General features: G+C 65.6%; 14 protein-coding genes. 3 read left to right on the top strand and 11 right to left on the bottom strand.

All coding sequences use genetic code 11. The features are described 5' to 3' along the window. Positions 1 to 5: 5 nt before the first annotated feature. The 6 genes from ACQ5J0_RS02060 to dapD form a co-directional block, all read right to left on the bottom strand. Positions 6 to 407, bottom strand: a complete 402-nt coding sequence (locus tag ACQ5J0_RS02060; protein WP_462568870.1) for a DoxX family protein — start codon at positions 405 to 407, stop codon at positions 6 to 8. Next, entirely contained in the window at positions 404 to 658 is a 255-nt protein-coding gene (locus ACQ5J0_RS02055) for a DUF3253 domain-containing protein (protein WP_462568869.1), read from the bottom strand. The genes ACQ5J0_RS02060 and ACQ5J0_RS02055 overlap by 4 nt, the downstream gene beginning before the upstream one ends. Continuing rightward, positions 655 to 846, bottom strand: coding sequence for a DUF3008 family protein (locus ACQ5J0_RS02050; protein ID WP_462568868.1), 192 nt, complete (start codon positions 844 to 846; stop codon positions 655 to 657). The genes ACQ5J0_RS02055 and ACQ5J0_RS02050 overlap by 4 nt, the downstream gene beginning before the upstream one ends. Next, a complete protein-coding gene (locus tag ACQ5J0_RS02045; protein WP_462568867.1) occupies positions 846 to 1,076 on the bottom strand; it encodes a hypervirulence associated TUDOR domain-containing protein in 231 nt (76 codons plus the stop codon). Before ACQ5J0_RS02045 ends, ACQ5J0_RS02050 begins: the two co-directional genes overlap by 1 nt. 97 nt (positions 1,077 to 1,173) lie before the next feature. Next, positions 1,174 to 1,482, bottom strand: a complete 309-nt coding sequence (locus tag ACQ5J0_RS02040; RefSeq protein WP_462568866.1) for a hypothetical protein — start codon at positions 1,480 to 1,482, stop codon at positions 1,174 to 1,176. A gap of 87 nt (positions 1,483 to 1,569) precedes the next feature. Continuing rightward, entirely contained in the window at positions 1,570 to 2,406 is an 837-nt protein-coding gene (dapD, locus tag ACQ5J0_RS02035) for a 2,3,4,5-tetrahydropyridine-2,6-dicarboxylate N-succinyltransferase (RefSeq protein ID WP_462568865.1), read from the bottom strand. A gap of 177 nt (positions 2,407 to 2,583) precedes the next feature. On the opposite strand from dapD, the gene ACQ5J0_RS02030 reads away from it, so the two are divergent. Then, positions 2,584 to 4,983: a S8 family peptidase gene (locus ACQ5J0_RS02030; RefSeq protein WP_462568864.1), complete on the top strand. Its 2,400-nt coding sequence runs from the start codon at positions 2,584 to 2,586 to the stop codon at positions 4,981 to 4,983. Here the strand turns inward: ACQ5J0_RS02030 and ACQ5J0_RS02025 are convergent. The 5 genes from ACQ5J0_RS02025 to ACQ5J0_RS02005 form a co-directional block, all read right to left on the bottom strand. Then, positions 4,980 to 6,050 (bottom strand): phosphotransferase family protein, encoded by a 1,071-nt coding sequence (locus ACQ5J0_RS02025; RefSeq protein ID WP_462568863.1) that lies wholly within the window; start codon positions 6,048 to 6,050, stop codon positions 4,980 to 4,982. The two genes, ACQ5J0_RS02030 and ACQ5J0_RS02025, sit on opposite strands and share 4 nt — an antisense overlap. Beyond that, a complete protein-coding gene (locus ACQ5J0_RS02020) occupies positions 6,050 to 7,135 on the bottom strand; it encodes a Zn-dependent alcohol dehydrogenase (protein ID WP_462568862.1) in 1,086 nt (361 codons plus the stop codon). Before ACQ5J0_RS02020 ends, ACQ5J0_RS02025 begins: the two co-directional genes overlap by 1 nt. Then, positions 7,135 to 8,469, bottom strand: a complete 1,335-nt coding sequence (locus ACQ5J0_RS02015; protein ID WP_462568861.1) for an acyl-CoA dehydrogenase family protein — start codon at positions 8,467 to 8,469, stop codon at positions 7,135 to 7,137. Before ACQ5J0_RS02015 ends, ACQ5J0_RS02020 begins: the two co-directional genes overlap by 1 nt. A gap of 86 nt (positions 8,470 to 8,555) precedes the next feature. After that, positions 8,556 to 10,031 (bottom strand): MFS transporter, encoded by a 1,476-nt coding sequence (locus tag ACQ5J0_RS02010; RefSeq protein WP_462568860.1) that lies wholly within the window; start codon positions 10,029 to 10,031, stop codon positions 8,556 to 8,558. Continuing rightward, positions 10,028 to 10,909, bottom strand: coding sequence for an SDR family NAD(P)-dependent oxidoreductase (locus ACQ5J0_RS02005; protein WP_462568859.1), 882 nt, complete (start codon positions 10,907 to 10,909; stop codon positions 10,028 to 10,030). Before ACQ5J0_RS02005 ends, ACQ5J0_RS02010 begins: the two co-directional genes overlap by 4 nt. Positions 10,910 to 11,093: 184 nt before the next feature. Here ACQ5J0_RS02005 and ACQ5J0_RS02000 point away from each other — a divergent pair, with 184 nt between their 5' ends. Both ACQ5J0_RS02000 and ACQ5J0_RS01995 read left to right on the top strand, forming a co-directional pair. Further along, positions 11,094 to 12,272 carry an acyl-CoA dehydrogenase family protein gene (locus ACQ5J0_RS02000; protein WP_462568858.1) on the top strand — a complete coding sequence of 393 codons (1,179 nt, stop codon included), beginning with the start codon at positions 11,094 to 11,096 and terminating at the stop codon, positions 12,270 to 12,272. Between the two features lie 101 nt (positions 12,273 to 12,373). After that, complete coding sequence (locus ACQ5J0_RS01995; protein WP_462568857.1) at positions 12,374 to 13,513, top strand: acyl-CoA dehydrogenase family protein; 1,140 nt, start codon at positions 12,374 to 12,376, stop codon at positions 13,511 to 13,513. The last annotated feature ends 2 nt before the right edge of the window (positions 13,514 to 13,515 follow it).

The following is a 13,515-nucleotide window of genomic DNA, read 5'->3' as shown; positions in this document are numbered from 1 at the left end:
ATGGGCTACCGGCGGCGGAAGGGCCAGTCCAGGACGCCGCCGGTCCACAGCGCCAGCCACACCAGCAATGGCTGCGCAAACATTCTCGGGATGTGATAGCCGAGGCCGAGCCCGCCATCGCTACGCGCCATGTCGAGCGCAAAGTGGTTGATATTGGCAGGGAAGACGAGGGCGGCGTAGAGCGCCAGCCCGATCGCACCCGCTTGGCGCAATCTTGCAGACCAGGGCTGCGCAAGCGCCGCCGCACCGAGCAATTCGGCAATGCCGGTCCAGAAGACCACGGCCTCGGGCTGCCAGACCCAGCTCGGCATGATCTCCAGAAACGGCTCGGGCGCGGAGAGGTGGATAACGCCTGCCACGGCGTAAAACGCCGCCAGTACCCAGCGCAGCACCGGGCGGGCGCTCAATCGGGGCGGCCGATGCGATAGGGCCCCACGGGAGCTTTGAGCGGCTTCCCCTTCCAACTCAGCGTTATCGCTCCGCTATGAAGCAGTTCGTCCGCTGCGCGATGGACATGAGGCATGGCACCGCGCCAGTCTGCTCCCGCCCCAGCCATCAGCCGGGCCGCTTCGCTGGGACAGATGGTGGCGCCCTCGGCGCGATCCGCGAGAAGGGTGCGGATGGCTTCCTGAGCGTCGTCGGTCGATCCGCGGGTCAATCGTCCTCGTCGACATGGTCGGGAAGGCCGTCGAGATCGGTCGAGGCGTAGTCTTCCAGCTCGTCCTCGGACATGGAATCGTACATCTGCTTCGATGCGCCCTGCAGGTCCGAGACCTTGGTGTCGCCGCGCTTGGCGGAAAGGGCGGCACCTGCGGCGCGCTGCTGTGCTTTGGATTGGGCTGGCATTAGCTGTTCTCCGCTTGAAGTTCGCTGCCAAGCTTGAGGACCTTGTCGCCGTCTTCCTGCACGATCAGATAGGCGGGGTTGTCGCTGTCGCCGTTTCTGGTGATCTCGCTGCCCTTGAGGGTGCGGGTCACATCGCGTTCGAAGCGCTCGTCTATCTGACCGGTCCCGGTTCCGCTGCCCCAGTTCCACTGGACGTGCTGGCCGGTACGGAAGCTGTTCGATTGGCTCATCTCGGATCTCCGCTTGGTGCAGAAGATCAATCGCTCCGAGGCGCCCGAGGTTCCGAAGCCGGCGGTCGTCCGGTTCAGACGCCCGCCGACCAGGCGCTCAATTGTCGACCGTATCGAGCGGTGTTTCGGGTTCTTCGCCCGGCGATTCCATCTCGGTCACTTCTTCGCCGATGATGGAATCGGTCTGATTGCCTTCTTCCTGGTCCATGGCAGCTTCCATGGTGCCGCTGACCGTCGCCTCTTCCTCGACATCGCCCTGCGTTGCCGCGCCGAACATCCAGATCGCCGAGAGCAGCACGATCGCTCCTAGCAGGCTGATTACCAGCACCCAACGAACCACGCCTTCCTTCGACCCGCCGCTGGCTTCGGTCTCGGAGACGTGGGTTTCGTTACCATCATTGTGCATTGAAATTCGCTCCTGCTTTCGTACTCGGTGCGTACCGGCATTAGCCTACGCAGGCCGCACCAACAATGTTCCCTTTGGGCGCCAGCGTCAATCGCGCAGCAACTCGTTGATCGCGGTCTTCTCGCGGGTGCGGGCGTCCACCGTCTTGACGATCACCGCGCAGGCCAGCGAGGGTCCGCCCCCGTGCTCTTTGGCGGCAGCGGGCAGCGTGCCGGGCACCACCACCGAATAGGGCGGCACCGCGCCGCGCGTTATCGTTCCGGTGGCGCGATCGACGATCTTGGTCGACTGGGTGATAAAGACCCCCATCGCCACCACCGATCCTTCGCCGACGATCACCCCCTCGACGATCTCCGAACGCGCGCCGATGAAGCAATTGTCGCCGATGATGGTCGGGTTGGCCTGCATCGGCTCGAGCACGCCGCCGATCCCCGCTCCGGCCGAGATGTGGCAGTTCTCGCCGATCTGCGCGCAGGAACCGATCGAGGCCCAGGTATCGACCATGGTCCCCTTGCCGACATAGGCGCCGATGTTGACGAAGCTGGGCATCAGCACGCAGCCCGGCGCGATATAGGCGCCCTGGCGCGCGATGGCGCCTGGAACCACGCGAAAGCCCGCTTCGATGAAGCGCGCATCGTCCCAGCCGGCGAATTTGCTCGGCACCTTGTCGAAGGCCGGGTGGCCTGCAGAGCCGCCTTCCATGACGCGGTTCTCGTTGAGCCGGAACGACAGCAGCACCGCCTTCTTGAGCCATTGGTTGACCGTCCAGCCGCCATGGCCGTCGGGCTCGGCCACGCGCGCCTCGCCGCTGTCGATCAGCGCCAGCGCAGCATCGACCTGTTCGCGCACCGCACTGCTCTGCGGGGTGATCGCGGCGCGATCCTCCCAGGCCTGTTCGATGGCGGCGGCGAGTTGCTGGGTCATGGCGGACCTGTCCTTGGTCGTTGGAATGTCGGGCGCGGTGTTAGGGGGCGGAGCGGCGGCGGGCAAGTCGCGAGCCCGCCTTGCTTCGCTTGCCGCGACCGAGGAACCCGACATGCTGTGCCGTTAACGGACCGGCCATGGTTTCGCGGCTAATTTGTCCGGCGAAAGGGTTTGCAGATGTCCTCCGATTCAAGACCTTCGGCCAATTTCCTCGTCGGGGTTGCGCTGGCTCCGCTTGCGCTGCTGGCCGCATGCGGCGGTGGCGGCGGTTCGGGCGGGATATCCAGCACACCGACACCGCAGCCGACCCCGACCCCTGCGCCCACTCCTACTCCGGCGCCCACCCCGACCCCGACTCCCACGCCGGTCTCGAGCTTCAACACCGAGGAGTTGCGGCTCTCGGACGGACCCGAACAGCACGGCGCGGTGACGGCTTGGTCGCGAGGGGCCACCGGCCAGGGTTCGCTCATCGCGATCGTCGACACCGGGATCGACAGCGACAGTCAGGAATTCATCGGCCGGATCCATCCCGATTCGCGCGATGTCGCCGCCGATCGCGGGTTCGAGGCCGAGGACGACCATGGCACCAATGTCGCGCTGGTGGCTGCGGCGGCGCGCGACAACAGCGGGGTCCTCGGGATTGCCTTCGACGCGAACCTGCTCGTGCTGCGGGCGGATCGGGTCGGCAGCTGCGCCACGGACACGCCCGAAGACACCGCGCTCGGCTGCAATTTTCTCGACAATGACATCGCCACCGGGATCGACCAGGCGGTGACCTCGGGGGCGACGGTCGTCAATCTCAGCCTTGGCGGCGGCAATCCGGGCGCGCGGGTGCTCGCAGCCGTGACGCGCGCCGCTGCCGCGGGAGTCGTGATCGTGGTGGCAGCGGGGAATGGCGGCGATGGCAGCGCGAGCGATGTCGATCCCGGTCAACCGACCGATTTCGCCCGCGGCATCCGCGAGGCAGGGGGCGACAATGTCATCATCGTCGGTTCGATCGATGAAGGGTTCCAGCTGTCGAGCTTCAGCCAGCGCGCCGGCAGCCAGGCGGACTGGTATCTCACCGCGCGCGGAGAACGCATTTGCTGCGTCTATGAGAACGGGGAGGTCTTCGTCGGGCAGGATGCGGACGGAAGCTTCCGGCTGCTGTTCTCGGGCACCAGTTTCGCCGCTCCGCAGGTAGCGGGCGCGGTGGCGCTGCTCAGGCAGGCCTTCCCCAATCTGACCGGGCGCCAGATCGTCGAAATCCTGCTCGATTCCGCCCGGGACCTCGGAGCGACGGGCGCCGACAGCACCTATGGGCGCGGCGGTCTCGACATCGCCGCCGCCTTCGCACCCAGCGGCACCACCACTCTCGCGGGCGGGACCACGGTGGTTCGTCTCGGCGAGACCGCAGCAGTCGGGTCCGCCGCGATGGGCGATGCCTTCGCTTCGCCCCAGAGCCTGCAGGGCGTGCTGCTCGACCAATATCGCCGCGCCTATCAATTCAATTACGGCACCGGACTGCGCGGTGCGGTGCCCGAGTACAAGCTCCACGGGGCGCTCCAGCAGGGCCGACAGCACCTCGCGCTGGGCAACGGGGCGCTTTCGCTGGCCTTTACGATCGAGGAGCAGCCGTTCGGTGCCCAAGGGATCATGGCGCGTCAGCTCGATCTCGCCGCCAGCGATGCGGAAGGCGCACGGCTGCTCGCGGCGCGCATGATCGCGCGGATCGCGCCGGACCTGGAGGTCGGCTTCGCACTGCGCGAGGGGATGCAAGGTCTGACCGCCCAATTGCAAGGCGCCTCGCGGCCCGCCTTTTTGATCGCGCGCGACGCCACCGGCGATATGGGTTTTGCAGCCACCAGCGACGCCGGGTTCGCCCTGCGGCAGCAGCTGGGCGGCTGGGGACTGACCGCGAGCGCGGATACCGGCGAGGCCTGGCTGGGCAATTACCGCGGCGAGCGTGAGCTGCTCCGCGGTCCGCGCGAAAGACATACGACGCGCAGTTTCGGCCTCTCCGCCGACCGCAAGTTCGGAGCGCTCGACACGGTGTTAGGCCTCACCTGGCTGCAGGAGGATGCGACCATGCTCGGCGCATTCTTCAACGAGAGCTTTGGCGCCAGCGGTGCGGACACGCTCTTTCTCGATACCGCCACCTCGATCGACCTTTCGGACGAGTGGCAATTGGGGGCGAGCTATCGCCACGGCTTCACCAGCCCGCGTTTGAGCGGTCTGGTCGCGGCAGGCTCGCGCTTTCAGAGCAACGCCTGGTCGCTCGACCTGTCGCGCGGCAACTTCTTCACCGGTGGCGACAGCTTCGGCCTGCGTCTCGCTCAGCCGCTGCGGGTGACGGGGGGCGGGATCGATGTCCTGCTGCCGGTGAGCTACGATTATGCGACCGAAACCGCCGGCTTCGGTACGCGCCGGCTCTCGCTCAGCCCCACCGGGCGCGAGACGGTGGGCGAGGTGAGCTGGCGCGGACCCTTCGCCCATGGTCGGGCCAGCGCCAGCGTCTATTACCGGACCGACCCGGGCCATTATGCCGCCGCGCCCGACGATGCGGGCGTGGCGGTGACCTGGCGCAGGGGCTTCTAGGCGGGCATCCCCGCCTGAAGCGCGAATTCGTGCGCCCGCTGGACCAGCGGAACCACGCGTTCGCTCATCTCCTTGGCATGAGCGGATGACGCGGTGCCGTCGATCACCCGCTTCTTGATGCCCTGGATGATGCCCGCGAGCCGGAACAGATTGTAGGCGAAATACCAGTCCATCGGCGGGACCGGAAAGCCGGTGCGCGCGACATAGCGCTCGACCGCTTCATCCTGCGATGGAATGCCGAGTTCGGCGAGATCGAGACCCTGAAGTCCGGCGCGGCCATCGCCCGGATTGTGCCAGTTGAGCATCAGATAGCTGAAATCGGCGATCGGATCGCCCAGAGTCGACAATTCCCAGTCGAGCACTGCCAGCACCCGCGAAGCATCCTTCTCGAAGATCATGTTGTCGAGCCGGTAGTCGCCATGGACCACGGAGGACTGATGCTGCGGCGGGATCGTCTGCGGCAGCCATTCGATCAGCCGGTCCATCTCGGGGATCGTCTCGGTTTCGGACAGCTTGTACTGCTTCGACCATCGACCGATCTGGCGCGCGCAGTAATCCTCCGACTTGCCGAAATCACCCAGCCCGATGGCGTCGGGATCCTTCATGTGAAGGTCCGCCATGGTGTCGATCATCGCGTGGTAGATCGCCCGGCGTTCTTCGGGTGTGCTGTCGGGCAGGGCGCCGTTCCACAGATTGCGCCCATCGGCGAGCCCCATCACGAAGAACATCGAGCCGATGACTTCGGGATCCTCGCACAGCCCGTAGGTTTTCGGCACCGGGAAGCCGGTCGGTCCCAGCGCGGCCATAGCCTTGTACTCGCGATCCACCGCATGCGCGCTGGGGAGCAGCTTGCCGAACGGCTGCCGGCGCAACACGTAGGACATGCCCGGCGTGTCGATCCGGTAGGTCGGATTGGACTGGCCGCCCTTGAACTTGGAATAGTCGATCGGCCCTTCGAACCCCTCGACATTCGCGGCAAACCACTGGCCAAGCCGGTCCAGATCGAGCCGGTCGGAGTCGGTCACCGCGACGGTGCCGACCATCTCCTTGTCGAAATCGATCGCCATCAGTCGAACACGATCACGCTGCGCGCCGAATGGCCGTTGCGCATGGTGTCGAAGCCCTTGTTGATATCCTCGAGCGCAATGCGCTCGGAGATGATCGTGTCGAGATCGAGCAGACCGCGCATATAGAAATCGACCAGCCGCGGCAGATCGACCGGGAAGTGGTTCATTCCCATGATCGCCCCCTGGAGCTTCTTGCCGCTGAGCAGATCCATCGCCCCCAGCCCGACCTTGCAGTCGAGCGGCATCATGCCGAGGATCGTGGCCATGCCGCCGCGGCGCAGGATTTTCACCGACAGATCGGCACTGGCCTGGCGGCCGACCGCTTCGATCGCGTGATGGACCCCGCCGCGCGAGATCTTCATGACCTGCTCGACCGCATCGTCCGCCATCGCATCGATGGTGTGGGTCGCGCCGAGCACCTTGGCGAGCTCGCGCTTCTCGGGGATCGGATCGATCGCGATGACCTGGCCCGCACCGGCGATCCGCGCCGCGTTGACCGCGGCCAGACCGACCCCGCCGCAGCCGACCACGGCGACCGATTCACCCGGGACCACCGAGCAGGCGTTGAAGATGGCGCCCGCCCCGGTGGTGACCGCGCAGCCGATCACCGCCGCCCGGTCGAGCGGCATGTCCTTGTCGATCGCGACGCAGGCGTGCTCGTGGATCAGCATCTGCTCCGCAAAGGCCGAGAGATTGAGCATCTGCGCCACAGTCTCGCCGCCGTTGCGGGTGATCCGCGGTCTCTGCGACTGTCCGCGCCGCGTCTCGGCGCCGAGGCACAGCGCCATGCGGCCGGTCACGCAGAACTCGCAATGGCCGCAGAAGGCCGAGAGGCAGGTGACGACATGGTCGCCCGGCTTGACCGTGCGGACCTCGGACCCGACCGCGCGGACCACGCCCGCCGCCTCGTGTCCCGGGATCGCGGGCATGGGGTGCGGATAGGCGCCGTCGATGAAGTGCAGGTCCGAATGGCACAGCCCGCAGGCCTTGGTGTCGATCAGCACTTCGTGCGGCAGCGGATCGGCGAGTTCGACCTCGCCGATCGTGAGCTTGCCGACCTGCTCGAGTATCGCAGCCTTTGCCATCAGCGGGTCGCTCCCATGTCGCCGGAACTCAACCGATCGTCTCCGCGCGCCGGGCCCTTGCCATCGCGCAGTGCGTTGGCGCTGGGACCTTCCTGCGGAGCATGCTTGGCGAACTCCATCCGCGCGATCGAGCGGGCGTGGACCTCGTCGGGTCCGTCTGCCAGCCGCAGCGTGCGCTGATGAGCGTAGGCGTTCGCAAGTCCGTAATCGTTCGAGACGCCGCCGCCGCCATGCGCCTGGATCGCATCGTCGATGATCTTGAGCGCCATGTTGGGCGCCTGGACCTTGATCATCGCGATCTCCTGCTTGGCGCTCTTGTTGCCGACCTTGTCCATCATGTCGGCGGCCTTGAGGCACAGCAGGCGCGTCATGTCGATGTCGATCCGGGCGCGCGCGACGCGTTCCTCCCATACCGAATGCTTGTAGATCGGCTTGCCGAAGGCTTCGCGCTCCTGCAGCCGGCGGCACATCTTCTCGAGCGCTTCCTCGGCGACGCCGATGGTGCGCATGCAATGGTGGATGCGGCCCGGCCCGAGGCGGCCTTGCGCGATTTCGAAGCCGCGCCCTTCGCCCAGCAGCATGGCAGAGAGGGGGACGCGCACGTCCTTGAGCTCGACCTCCATATGGCCGTGCGGGGCGTCGTCATAGCCGAACACCGGCAGGTGGCGCAGGATGTTCACGCCCTTGGCATCGTTGGGCATCAGGATCATCGACTGCTGCGCATGGCGCCCGGCATTGGGATCGGTCTTGCCCATCACGATCGACACCTTGCAGCGCGGATCGCCGAGGCCCGAGGACCACCATTTGCGGCCGTTGATGACATATTCGTCGCCGTCGCGGTCGATGCGGGTCTCGATATTCGTCGCATCGGAAGAGGCGGTGAAGGGCTCGGTCATCAGGAAGGCGGAGCGGATCTCGCCGTTCATCAGCGGGGTGAGCCACTGCTCCTTCTGCTCGCGCGTGCCGTAGCGGTGGAAGACTTCCATATTGCCGGTGTCGGGGGCCGAGCAGTTGAACACCTCGGACGCAAAGCCGATCTTGCCCATTTCCTCGGCGCAGAGCGCGTATTCGAGATTGGTCAGGCCCGGACCCTCGAAGTCGTAGGTATCGTCGACATGGTGGTGGCCATCGTTGCGTGGCGGCATGAACAAGTTCCAGATGCCCTGCTCCTTGGCCTTGGCCTTGAGCTCCTGCACCACCGGGATCACCTTCCAGCGGTCGCCCTCGGCATCCTGCTGCTGATAAGTCGGGACTGCGGGTCGGACATGATTTTCGATGAAATCCCTGACCCTGTCGCGCCAATAGACCTGCCGTTCGGTGGGTTCGAAATCCATATCCACTATCCTCTCGATTTAAATTCGTTGCTCTATGAAACTGGCAGAGCGACCGCGCCCCGCCAAGGAAAAAACCGGATCTCGCGTCAGGGCGGGGTGACCCCGGCGTCGACATCCGCCCGCGCCGCGCGGTCGAGCGCGGCGAGCCTTGCCTCGTGATCCTCGCGTCCGATCGGGAAGCGCGCGAGCCAGAAGGCGGCAAACAGCGCCAGCGCGACCGACATTCCCAGATAAAGCAGGATCATGCTGGCGAGGACAGGCTGTTCGACCGTGCCCGGCGCGGAATTGGTAGGCAATTGCGACAGGCCGATGATCTGGCCGGTCACGAAGATGCCAGCGCCGGTGGCGCATTTCTGGATGAGCCAATTGCCCGAATAGAACGAGCCCTCGGCGCGCCTGCCGCTGCGCTCCTGAAACGCTTCTACGATCTCGGCGATCATCGAAGAGGCGGAGATCATCATTACGATGCCGAACATATTGGCGAACAGCAGGAAGCCGAAATAGAGCAGGGTGGAGAGCTGCACTGCTGCGAATGCGCCGGTCTCGCCCGCGGCGGGCGGCGCGCCGACTTCGGGCCAGAAACCCGCCAGGAACAGCAGGAAGGGCGTCGCCAGCAGCGCCACGCTGGCGAGCGCGCCGATCGCCGCGGTTCTGGCCTTGCCCCAGCGGCGGTGCATCGGACCGACCACGAAGAACATCATCAGCACGGACAGGAACAGCACCACCGGATAGCCGACGAGTTCGACGCTCGACATCTGCCACACGAAAAGGTTGAGATAATTGGTGATCGAGAAGGTCATTCCCTGGCTGATATAGGCCGCCAGACCGCCGAGCGCGAAGATCAGGAAGGCCTTTTCGCGAAAAGCATCGACGATCTCCGCAAAGGCGGTGCAGATGGTGAACGGCGGGGGCCTGTGCGCGGGAAGATGCGCGACGAGCTTGTGCTGCCCGATCGCCGAGCCGACCACCGACAAGAAGATCAGCAGTGCCCCGAAAATGCCGAAATAGCTGTAACCCCCGGCCTCCAGCAGCCCTTCGGCCCCGGGCATGAAGACGGTGTAGGCCAGCAGCATCATCACCAGCCCGCCCATCCAGCCGAACAGATAGCGATAGCGGAACAGCGTGGTGCGCTCGTCGTAATCCTGCGTGATTTCGGGGAGCAGGCTGACCGAGGGGACCTCGCAGGCGGAGAGCAGAATCCGCACCACCACGCAGATGCCGAGCAGTTCCCAGAAGCCCGGCGTGCCGTCGATCGTCGGGTTCCACAGCACCGCCCAGGCCAGCGCGAGCGGCAGCGCCGCAGCATAGAGCCAGGGCAGGCGGCGGCCCCAGCGCGTGTAGGTCCGGTCGGACAGATTGCCCAGGATCGGATCGACGAAGGCATCGACGATCAAGGCCGCGGCGAGCGCCAGGCTGACCATCCCGGCATCCATGCCGAGCACCTGATTGTAGAAGATCAGCAGGAAGAAGCTGAACCCGCTGTCCTTCACTCCGAAGGCGACCGCGCCGAAACCGTGGATGATCTTGAGCCGCTGCGGGAGCGGGCCGGTGACGAAACTCATGTCTTTGCGCCGCTGACCTTTTTCTCCGCCGCTTCGGCCATGGCCAGCAGCGCATCGAACATCTTGGGTGCATCCTCGTCCCAGCTGTCGCGCGGACCGATGGTGATCCCGCCATCGACCAGCAGCGAGGTGCCGTTGACGAAGCCGGCGGCCTCGCTGGCGAGATAGGCCATCGCCTCGGCGATATCGGCGGGCTGGCCGCCGCGCCTGACCGGCTGGGCGTTGCTCGACATCTGCGCCAGCACGCCCTTGGCGATCTGTTTTGCCTCGCCCGAAATCGCGAGCGAGGAAGTGAAGATGTCGGTATTGATGAAGCCCGGCTGGACCGCGTTGACCCGGATCGAGTGGCGCGCGAGATCCGCGGCCGCGAGCTTAGTGACATGCAGCACCCCGGCCTTGGCGACCGCATAGGCGGTGGGCGAATAGCCCGGCCCGACCGCAGCGACGCTGGAGACGTTGACGATGCTGGCGCCGCCGGTCCGCGTCGAGGGCCGCCCGATCATGTGCGGCACCGCATATCGGATCCCCATCGCGACCGAGCGCAGCAGCAGATCCATGGTCGAATCCCAGTCGGCCGGCTCGATCTCGTCGATGGGCGCGCGCGCTCCGCCGGCCCCGGCGTTGTTGAGCAGCGTGTCGATCCCGCCGGTCTCGCTCGCGGCGAAATCCATCAGCGCGCGGATCGCCTCGACGTCGCGGACGTCGCAGTGGCGGAAGCGGATATCGCCTTCGCTCTCACGCGCCAGTTTCTCGCCGCCTTCGGTATCGATATCGCTGGCAATGACCACCGCGCCCTCGCGGGCGAACAACCGGGCGCTTTCCGCCCCGATGCCCGCTGCGGCGCCGGTCACGACCACGGTTTTTCCCGAGAATCGCACGTATTTCTCCCACTCTCTCTGGCTCCGCAGCTTAGGGCTGCGGGCGGGCGGGTCAACGCAAACCGGCTGACGCTACGGCATGGCGCTTGACCGCGATTGCCCTTGCGGCGCGGGGCCGAATCGACCTAACGTTAACGTCAAGAGACGAGGCCCTGAAGAGATGGGGCACTGAGAGGAGAGACCTATGTCCGATCTGGAAGGATTCCGCAGCGAGGTTCGTGCGTGGCTGGAGGCGAACTGCCCGGCCGAAATGCGCCAGCCGGTCCGCGACGAAGGCGACGTCTATTGGGGCGGCCGCAACGCCAGCTTCAAGAGCGAGGCACAGAAGCAGTGGTTCGAGGCCTGCCGCGACAAGGGCTACACCGTCCCCGAATGGCCCAAGGAATACGGCGGCGCCGGTCTGACCGGGGCCGAGGGCAAGGTCCTGCGCCAGGAAATGGCGCGGATCAATGCGCGTCCGCCGCTCTCGAGCTTCGGCATCTGGATGCTCGGCCCGGCGCTGCTCCACTTCGGCACCGAGGGCCAGAAGCAGCGCTTTCTCACCGAAATCGCCAATGGCGAGATCCGCTGGTGCCAGGGCTATTCCGAGCCGGGTTCGGGCTCAGATCTGGTCTCGATGCAGACCTTCGGCGAGGACAAGGGCGATCACTGGATCGTCAACGGCCAGAAGATCTGGACCTCCTATGCCGACGAAGCCGACTGGATCTTCTGCCTCGTCCGCACCGACAAGGAGAACAAGTACCAGGGCATTACCTTCATGCTGTTCGACATGGCGGGCGAGGGCGTCAGCACCAAGCCGATCAAGCTGATCAGCGGCAACAGCCCGTTCTGCGAAACCTTCATGGACGATGTGAAGGTGCCCAAGAGCTATGGCGAGGGCATCCCAGGTTACGTCGGCGAGATCAACCGCGGTTGGGACGTGGCGAAATATCTGCTGGGCCACGAACGCGAGATGATCTCCGCCACCGGCGGCGGCGATCGCGCGTCGTCCCTGGGCGCGGTGAGCAGCCGTCAGGGCGAGTTGGACCCGGTGCTGCGCGCCGAAATGGCGATGTTCGACGTCGATGCGCTGTCCTTCACCGCGATGAGCGAGAAGTTCATGGACGAGTTGAAGGTGGGCAAGGGCCATCCCGCTCAGCCCAACATGCTCAAATACGCCGGGACCGAGCTGAACAAGCGCCGTCACGAGCTGATCATGGCTGCGGGCGGCAGCACCGCGCTGGAGTGGGAGAGCGAGGAGACCGCCGGCGGCAAGCCAGCGCGTAGCTGGCTGCGGACCAAGGCCAATTCCATCGAAGGCGGGACCAGCGAAGTGATGCTGAACGTCATTTCCAAGCGGATTCTCGACCTTCCGGGAGCGTAACTGCCGTCACCCCAGCGAAAGCTGGGGTCGCGGTCGATACGATCCGAACCTGCCGAACCAGATCCCGGCTTTGCGCGGGATGACGAGAGAGGAAGAGGCGAATGCCACTTTATCACGACGACGATCAGACCATGCTGGCGGAGAGCGCCGGCCAGTTCATGTCCGAACAGGGCAACACCCAGAAGCAGCTGCGCCACTGGCGCGACCGCGACTGCAAGGACGGTTTCGGCCACGAGCTGTGGAAGCAGTTCGCCGAAATGGGCTTCACCGGCATCCTGGTCGGCGAAGACCACGGCGGGCTCGGGATGGGCCATGTCGAAGCGGGCATCGTGCTCGAGGAAATCGGTCGCAACCTGACCCCGTCGCCCTTCCTCACCAGCTCGGTGCTGGCGGCGACCGCGCTGGCCCATGCCAGCGACGATGCCAAGGGCCGCTGGCTCCCCGGTATGGTCGAAGGCGAGAAGGTCTATGCTGTCGCGGTCGACGAAGGTGCCAAGCATCGCCCGGAAACGATCCGCACCAAGGCAGAGAAATCGGGCAACGGCTTCCGCATTTCCGGCCAGAAGGATTTCGTCATCCATGGTGCCAGCGCCGACATGATGATCGTCGCCGCGCGTACCTCGGGCGGCGACAGCGACGAGGATGGCATCACGCTGTTCGCGGTCCCGAAGGATGCCAGCGGGATGAGCCACGACGCGGTCCGGCTGGTCGACAGTTCGGTCGCGACCCACACGAAATTCGACGGCGTCGAGCTCGACGGTGATGCGGTGATCGGCGAGGTCGATGGTGGACGCGATGTGCTCAACGCCATGCTGGTAGCCGGACGCGTCGGTGCCGCCGCGGAAGGCGTGGGTGTTGCTCGCGGCGCGATGGACATGACCATCGACTATCTCAAGCAGCGCAAGCAGTTCGGAAAGCTGATCGGCGAGTTCCAGGCGCTCCAGCACCGTGCCAGCCATCTCTATTCCGAGGTCGAGATCGCCCGCGCGGTGGTGATCAAGGCGGCGCAGCTGCTCGACGGCGGCAGCGAGAAGGCCGATCTGATGGCTTCGGTCGCCAAGGCCAAGGTTGCCAAGGTTGCGGGTCTGGCGGTGCGCGAAGGCGTGCAGATGCATGGCGGGATCGGGATGACCGACGAATATGACATCGGTCTCTACATGAAGCGCGACCGGGCGCTGCAGGAGTTCCTGGGCGACCAGTATTACCACGCGGGCCGCGTCGCCGAGATGAGCGGCTACTGAGC

The organism is Qipengyuania sp. SM2512 (assembly GCF_054954005.1).
Note: the sequence above shows the minus strand (reverse complement) of the source record. Positions and strands in the feature narration are given on the sequence as shown.

What these genes read in the sequence shown, in the direction of transcription:
- ACQ5J0_RS02010 (WP_462568860.1), bottom strand. Translation starts at nt 10,031, where the DNA reads ATGAGTTTCGTCACCGGCCCGCTCCCGCAGCGGCTCAAGATCATCCAC.
- ACQ5J0_RS02050 (WP_462568868.1), bottom strand. Translation starts at nt 846, where the DNA reads ATGCCAGCCCAATCCAAAGCACAGCAGCGCGCCGCAGGTGCCGCCCTT.
- dapD (WP_462568865.1), bottom strand. Translation starts at nt 2,406, where the DNA reads ATGACCCAGCAACTCGCCGCCGCCATCGAACAGGCCTGGGAGGATCGC.
- ACQ5J0_RS02020 (WP_462568862.1), bottom strand. Translation starts at nt 7,135, where the DNA reads ATGGCAAAGGCTGCGATACTCGAGCAGGTCGGCAAGCTCACGATCGGC.
- ACQ5J0_RS02025 (WP_462568863.1), bottom strand. Translation starts at nt 6,050, where the DNA reads ATGGCGATCGATTTCGACAAGGAGATGGTCGGCACCGTCGCGGTGACC.
- ACQ5J0_RS02030 (WP_462568864.1), top strand. Translation starts at nt 2,584, where the DNA reads ATGTCCTCCGATTCAAGACCTTCGGCCAATTTCCTCGTCGGGGTTGCG.
- ACQ5J0_RS02015 (WP_462568861.1), bottom strand. Translation starts at nt 8,469, where the DNA reads ATGGATTTCGAACCCACCGAACGGCAGGTCTATTGGCGCGACAGGGTC.
- ACQ5J0_RS02045 (WP_462568867.1), bottom strand. Translation starts at nt 1,076, where the DNA reads ATGAGCCAATCGAACAGCTTCCGTACCGGCCAGCACGTCCAGTGGAAC.
- ACQ5J0_RS02040 (WP_462568866.1), bottom strand. Translation starts at nt 1,482, where the DNA reads ATGCACAATGATGGTAACGAAACCCACGTCTCCGAGACCGAAGCCAGC.
- ACQ5J0_RS01995 (WP_462568857.1), top strand. Translation starts at nt 12,374, where the DNA reads ATGCCACTTTATCACGACGACGATCAGACCATGCTGGCGGAGAGCGCC.
- ACQ5J0_RS02000 (WP_462568858.1), top strand. Translation starts at nt 11,094, where the DNA reads ATGTCCGATCTGGAAGGATTCCGCAGCGAGGTTCGTGCGTGGCTGGAG.